This window comes from Micromonospora sp. (assembly GCF_048594385.1).
GTDB lineage: Bacteria > Actinomycetota > Actinomycetes > Mycobacteriales > Micromonosporaceae > Micromonospora > Micromonospora wenchangensis.
In genome coordinates this window covers 24,351-30,791 of the sequence record NZ_JBMDWU010000368.1, presented here as the reverse complement: position 1 = coordinate 30,791, position 6,441 = coordinate 24,351, and the positions used below count along the sequence as shown (strand labels likewise).

At 73.6% G+C, this 6,441-nt stretch carries 5 protein-coding genes; 3 read left to right on the top strand and 2 right to left on the bottom strand.

Annotated features, from left to right (window positions below):
* Window positions 1-476 precede the first annotated feature (476 nt).
* Entirely contained in the window at window positions 477-2,453 is a 1,977-nt protein-coding gene (locus ACOJTC_RS19600; RefSeq protein WP_420117960.1) for an acetoacetate--CoA ligase, read from the top strand.
* A 117-nt stretch (window positions 2,454-2,570) separates the two neighbouring features.
* On the opposite strand, the gene ACOJTC_RS19595 is transcribed toward ACOJTC_RS19600, so the two are convergent.
* Window positions 2,571-3,260, bottom strand: a complete 690-nt coding sequence (locus ACOJTC_RS19595) for a TIGR03089 family protein (RefSeq protein WP_204928264.1) — start codon at window positions 3,258-3,260, stop codon at window positions 2,571-2,573.
* A 151-nt stretch (window positions 3,261-3,411) separates the two neighbouring features.
* Here ACOJTC_RS19595 and ACOJTC_RS19590 point away from each other — a divergent pair, with 151 nt between their 5' ends.
* Window positions 3,412-4,557 carry a glycosyltransferase family 4 protein gene (locus tag ACOJTC_RS19590; RefSeq protein ID WP_420117959.1) on the top strand — a complete coding sequence of 382 codons (1,146 nt, stop codon included), beginning with the start codon at window positions 3,412-3,414 and terminating at the stop codon, window positions 4,555-4,557.
* Between the two features lie 63 nt (window positions 4,558-4,620).
* Window positions 4,621-5,712, top strand: a complete 1,092-nt coding sequence (locus ACOJTC_RS19585; protein ID WP_204928262.1) for a mannose-1-phosphate guanylyltransferase — start codon at window positions 4,621-4,623, stop codon at window positions 5,710-5,712.
* An 84-nt stretch (window positions 5,713-5,796) separates the two neighbouring features.
* Here the strand turns inward: ACOJTC_RS19585 and ACOJTC_RS19580 are convergent, their stop codons facing one another.
* On the bottom strand, window positions 5,797-6,429 hold the full coding sequence (locus ACOJTC_RS19580; protein WP_420117958.1) for an NUDIX hydrolase: 633 nt from the start codon (window positions 6,427-6,429) through the stop codon (window positions 5,797-5,799).
* Window positions 6,430-6,441 lie beyond the last annotated feature (12 nt).

The following is a 6,441-nucleotide window of genomic DNA, read 5'->3' as shown; positions in this document are numbered from 1 at the left end:
ACCCCCCCCGCGCCCCCTGCCCCCCCCCCGCCCCCCGCCCCGCCCCTCCCCCTCCCCCCCCCCCCCCTCGCCCCGGGGATCAAGTGGTTTGCGACAACACCCGACGCGAGACTCACGAAAATCTCTTGATCACCGGGGCGTGGATCGGTGATCAAGAGGTTTGCGTCAAATTCGCGCTGAATGCTGACTCGAATCTCTTGATCACCGAGCCCAGCCCGAGCCCCAGCCCAGCCCAGCCCGAGCCCCGGCCCAGCCCAGCCCGAGCCCCGGCCCGGCCCGGCCCGGCGCGAGTCGGGTCCGGCTCCCGGCCCGAGCCCGCCCGGCTCGGGAGGGCTGTGTGTGCAGGTGGGGACGGATTGTGTGCGCGGGGCACGTTTCCGTGTCGGGCCCCGGTGTGGATGATGGCGCTGCGAGGTAGGCAAGATGGCGGCATGGCCGGGCACAGTGCCGTGTGGGGCCTCAGGGAGGGTGGAGCGGTGGGTGACGTGCTGTGGACGCCGCCGGCGGACGTACGCGAACGGTCCCGGATCGGGGGCTACCTGCGGTGGCTGCGGGAGCACCGGGGGCTGGACTTCGCCGACTACGACGCGCTGTGGCAGTGGTCGGTCACCGACCTGGACGCCTTCTGGCGTTCGATCTGGGATTACTTCGCGGTGGTGGCGCACACTCCGCCGACGGCGACCCTGAGCGATGCGGCTATGCCCGGTGCCCGGTGGTTCCCCGGCGCGACGCTCAACTACGCCGAGAACGTGCTGCGGATGCCCGGCCGGGCCGACGACGACCCGGTGGTGGTCGCGCACTCCCAGACCCGCCCGCCGGTCACCCTGACCGCCGCCGAGCTGCGGGAGCAGGTCCGCCGGGTGGCGGCCGGGCTGCGCCGGCTCGGCGTCACCGCCGGGGACCGGGTGGCCGCGTACGCGCCGAACATCCCCGAGACGTACGTCCTGTTGCTGGCGACCAGCAGCCTCGGGGCGATCTTCTCGTCCTGCGCCCCGGAGTTCGGCACCCGTAGTGTCGTCGACCGCTGGCAGCAGATCGCCCCGAAGGTCCTGGTGGCCGTGGACGGATACCGGTACGGCGACAAGCCGGTCGACCGGCGGGCCGAGGTGGCCGCCATCCGGGCCGCCCTGCCGTCGCTGACCCGCACCGTCCACGTCCCCTACCTGCACCCGAGCGGCACCGCCGACGTACCGCAGGATGCTCTGAGCTGGGCCGAGTTGGCGGCGGAGACCGACGAGCCGTTGACCTTCACCCCGGTCCCGTTCGACCATCCGCTCTACGTGCTCTACTCCTCGGGCACCACCGGGCTGCCGAAGCCGATCGTGCACGGGCACGGCGGCATCCTGCTCGAACACCTCAAGATGCTGGCCCTGCACCACGATCTCGGCCCGGCCGACCGGTTCTTCTGGTTCACCACCACCGGCTGGATGATGTGGAACTTCCTGGTCTCCGGGCCGGCCGTCGGGGCGACGATCGTGTTGTTCGACGGCAACCCCGGCCACCCCGACCTGGGTGCGCTGTGGCGGCTGGCCGAGGAGACCGGCACCACCTATTTCGGCACGTCCGCGCCGTTCCTGTTGGCCTGCCGCAAGTCCGGCCTGGTGCCGAAGCAGATCGCCGACCTGTCCGCGCTGCGCGGTGTCGGTTCCACCGGCGCGCCGCTGCCCGCCGAGGGCTTCACCTGGGTGTACGACACGGTCGGCACCGACCTTCAGCTCCAGTCCCTGTCCGGCGGGACGGACGTCTGCACCGGTTTCGTCGGCGGGGTGCCGCTGCTGCCGGTGCACGCCGGGGAGATCACCTGCCGGGCGCTCGGGGCGAAGGTGGAGGCCCGCTCTTCCGACGGCACCCCGGTCCTCGGCGAACTGGGCGAGTTGGTGATCACCGCGCCGATGCCGAGCATGCCGGTGGGGTTCTGGAACGACACGGACGGCAGCCGCTACGCCGAGGCGTACTTCGACGTCTATCCCGGGGTGTGGCGGCACGGCGACTGGATCACCATCAACGAGCGGGGCGGCTGCGTGATCACCGGCCGTTCCGACGCCACCCTCAACCGGGGCGGCGTACGGCTCGGCACGGCCGAGTTCTACTCGGTGGTGGAGGGCCTCGACGAGGTGGTCGACTCGGTCGTGGTGCACCTGGAGGACGACGAGGGCGGCGCGGGGGAGCTGCTGCTGTTCGTGGTGCTCGCCGAGGGCCTGGAACTAGACGACGCGCTGCGGAAGAAGATCGCCCGCGAGCTGCGTACCGCCCTGTCGCCCCGGCACATCCCGGACGAGATCCACCAGGTCAGGGCGGTGCCGCGCACCCTGTCGTCCAAGAAGCTGGAGGTGCCGGTCAAGAAGATCCTCACCGGCACCCCGGTGGAGTCGGCCGCCGCGAAGGGTGCCCTGGCCAACCCTGAGTCCCTGACCGCCTTCGTCGCCTTCGCCCAGACCCGCCCCACCCCGTAACCCCACCCCCACCCGGCCCCGCCCTGCCCCGGGGATCAAGAGCTTTGCGTCACCCCACCCGCTATCCCTGACGCAAACCTCTTGATCACCGGGCCAGGCCGGGCGGTGGGGCGGGGGTCAGGTCAGGGTGTGGGTGGTGCGTTCGGTGTCGGCGCGGCTGGCGAGGCGGGACCGGTCGGCGTTGCCGGTCAGCACGACCGTCGCCCCCCGCAGCAGCGGGGCGAGCAGCCAGTCGCGCGGGTCGGGGTGGACCGCCGCGTCGACCAGCAGCCGGTCGCCGGGGGAGATACCGAGGGCCGTCGCGCGGGCGTCCGCCTCGGCCAGCAGGTCCGCGTCGGCCGGACCACCCGGGGTGGACGGCGTGAAGTGGTCACCCTGGGTGCGTACCTCGACGACGTAGTCGGCGTACCCGGCGGGGACCTCGCGCAGCGGGGCGGCGAACGGGGCGAGGGCCAGGGCGTAGCGGTCGCCGGCCGGCCAGGCGTCCCCCTCGGCAACCCGGTCGGCGGCGACGAAGAGCACGTCCACGGCACCCGGCTCGTCACGCACCGTCAACCCGGCGGACCAGCAGCCGAGCAGCACCGCAGCGGTCTGCCAGTGCGGCGGCAGCAGCACCCCGGCCGGGTCGCCGGGGCTCAGCGCCAGCTCGTCGACGAGCAGGTTGGCGGTCTTGGCCACCCAGTTCGCCAGGGTCGCGCCGGAGAGTTCGGTGCGTTCGCCGGTGGCGTCGTCGTACCAGGTCAGCAGGGGGCGGGCGGGGTCGGCCGCGATCGCGGCGGCGAACACCCGGGCAATGTTGTCGGCCATCGGCGCGAACGATACGCCCCTGCCGTCCGTATTCGATGGCGATGACAAGTCGGCGTACGGTCGGGTCGGAGTCAGCGTCCGTGCCGCGCTCCGGCGTAGGCTTGCCCGGAGTGTTGTTCCCCACAGACCCGCCACTGCAAGGAGTCGCCCCGTGACCGCCGGTCGCCCGCCCCGCGTGCTCATCGACGCCACGAGTGTCCCCGCCGACCGAGGCGGCGTCGGTAGATACGTCGATGGCCTGCTCGGCGCCCTGGGCACAGTGTGCGGTCAGACGGTCGACCTGGTCGTGGTGAGCCTCCGCACCGACCTGGAGCGCTACACCCGGATGCTGCCCAAGGCCGAGGTGATCCCGGCCCCGGCCGCCGTCGCCCACCGCCCGGCCCGGCTCGCCTGGGAGCAGACCGGCCTGCCGCTGCTCGCCCAGCAGGTCGGTGCCGAGGTGCTGCACTCGCCGTTTTACACCTGCCCGCTGCGGGCCGGCTGCCCGGTCACGGTGACCGTGCACGACGCGACGTTCTTCACCGAGCCGGAGCACTACGACAAGTCCCGCCGGACGTTCTTCCGCAGTGCGATCAAGACGTCGCTGCGCCGGGCCAGCCGGGTGATCGTGCCGAGCAAGGCCACCCGCGACGAGCTGATCCGGCTGCTCGACGCCGACCCGACCCGGATCGACGTGGCCTACCACGGGGTCGACCAGCAGGCCTTCCACGCTCCGGGCGAGGAGGAGAAGGCGCGGGTACGGGCCCGGCTCGGGCTCGGCGGCAGCAGCTACGTCGCCTTCCTCGGGGCGAAGGAGCCGCGCAAGAACGTACCCAACCTGATCCGGGGTTGGGCACGGGCGGTGGCCGACCGGAAGGACTCGCCGGCCCTGGTGGTCGCCGGTGGTCAGGGGCACGACGACGACATCGACCGCGCGGTGGCCGAGGTCCCGTCGCACCTGCGGCTGCTGCGCCCCGGCTACCTGCGCTACGCCGACCTGCCCGGCTTCCTCGGCGGCGCGCTGGTCGCCGCCTACCCGTCGTACGGTGAGGGGTTCGGCCTGCCGATCCTGGAGGCGATGGCCTGCGCCGCGCCGGTGCTCACCACCCCCCGGCTCTCGCTGCCCGAGGTGGGCGGCGACGCAGTCGCCTACACCAGCGAGGACCCGGACCAGATCGCCACCGACCTGGCCGCCCTGCTCGACGACGAGCAGCGCCGGTCGTCGCTGGCCAAGGCCGGTTTCGACCGGGCCAAGGAGTTCACCTGGGCGTCCAGTGCCGAGGTGCACATCGCCGCGTGGAGCCGGGCCCGTTCCTGAGTGGTCGCTGACGGTACGGCCGAGCCGCCATCCGACCTGGGGCGGTTCGGGCATGATGTGCTGATGCTCTACGCCGTCATCCCGGCGGGTGGCAGCGGCACGAGGTTGTGGCCGCTGTCCCGCGCGGGGCACCCCAAGTTCCTCCACCCGCTCACCGGCACCGACGCGTCGCTGCTCCAGGCGACCGTCGACCGGCTGACGCCGCTGACCACACCGGAGCGTGTCCTGGTGGTCACCGGCGTCGCCCACGCGGCGGCGGTGGCCCGGCAACTGCGCGGGGTGCCCGAGGAGAACATCCTGGTGGAGCCGTCCCCCCGGGACTCCTGCGCGGCGATCGCGCTGGCGGCGGCGGTGATCGCCCGGCGCGACGGGTCGGCGGTGATGGGTTCGTTCGCCGCCGACCACCTGATCCGGGACCCGGCGGCCTGGGTGCGGACCGTCCGGGCGGCGGTCCAGGGGGCCGAGCAGGGTCTGCTGATGACGGTGGGGATCACCCCGACCCGGGCCGAGACCGGCTACGGCTACCTGGAGACCGGGGAGCCGACCGGTGACGGCCCGCTGCGCCCGGTGACCGAGTTCAAGGAGAAGCCGGCCGCGCCGGTCGCCGAGGCTTACCTGCGTTCGGGTCGGCACCTCTGGAACGCCAGCATGTTCGTCTGGCGGGTGGACGTCTTCCTCGCCGAGCTGGCCCGCCAGCAGCCGGACCTGCACGCCGGGGTGACCGCGATCGCCGCGGCCTGGGGCGGCCCGGAGCAGGACGACGTCCTCGGCACGGTCTGGCCGACGCTGCCGAAGATCTCCGTCGACTACGCGGTGATGGAGGGCGCGGCCACCGCCGGCCGGGTCGCCACCGTGCCGGGCGACTTCGGCTGGAACGACGTCGGCGACTTCCACACCCTCGGCGAGGTGCTGCCGGCCGACCCGGACGGCAACGTGGTGCTGGGGGCCGACGCCAAGCCGGGGGTGCTGCTGCACGACGCCCACGACCTGGTGGTGGTGCCGCAGTCGGGTCGGTTGGTGGCCGCCGTCGGGGTCCGCGACCTGATCGTGGTGGACACCCCCGACGCGGTGCTGGTGTGCCCGCGTGACCGGGCGCAGGACGTCAAGGCCCTGGTCGACGAGCTGAAGGCCCGGGGCGAGGACGGACTGATCTGAACCACCGCACGGCCTGACCCCGTCCGGCGGCGGCCCGCGCCGACCGCCGGGCGGGTCGGCACCCGGGCGGGGGTCGCGGCGCGGTCAGCGGGGCCGGCGGGCGTGCACGGCCAGGGCCGGCGCGACGAGTTTGGCGGTCCCTCCGGCGAGCGGCTCCGGCAGCCGGTCGGTCGGGAACCAGCCGAGCGCCTCCGACTCGTCGCTGACCTGTTCGACCGCGCCCGGCGGGGCGAAGATCGCGAACCGGACGTCGTGGTGCAGCGAGCCGCCCTGGCAGCGCACCGGGTGGATGTCCACGTCGATCGGTACGGGGTCGATGACCAGCCCGGGAATGCCGGACTCCTCGGTGGCCTCGCGCAGCGCCGCCCCGGCCAGCGTCGCGTCACCCGGTTCGCAGTGCCCGCCCAACTGCACCCAGCGGTGCAGCTTCCCGTGCAGGCAGAGCAGCACCCGTTCCCCGGCGGCGTCGAGGATCAGCGCGCTCGCGGTGAGGTGACCCGGCAGGTGGTGGCGGGTCAGCGCGACCGGGCCGTCGGCGAGCAGGTCGAGGGTGCGGTCCCGGGCCCCGGCGGCGGCCGGCCCGGCCGGCGTCCAGCCGGTCAGCACCGCCACCGCGTCCGCGTGCAGCGTCGCGTTCCCGCCGGCAGCGTCCGGCCCGGCGGGGTGGGGTGGGGTGGTCGCGGCGGCCGGGGGTGGGGTGGGGAAGGCGTCGGGCATTCCGACACTCTA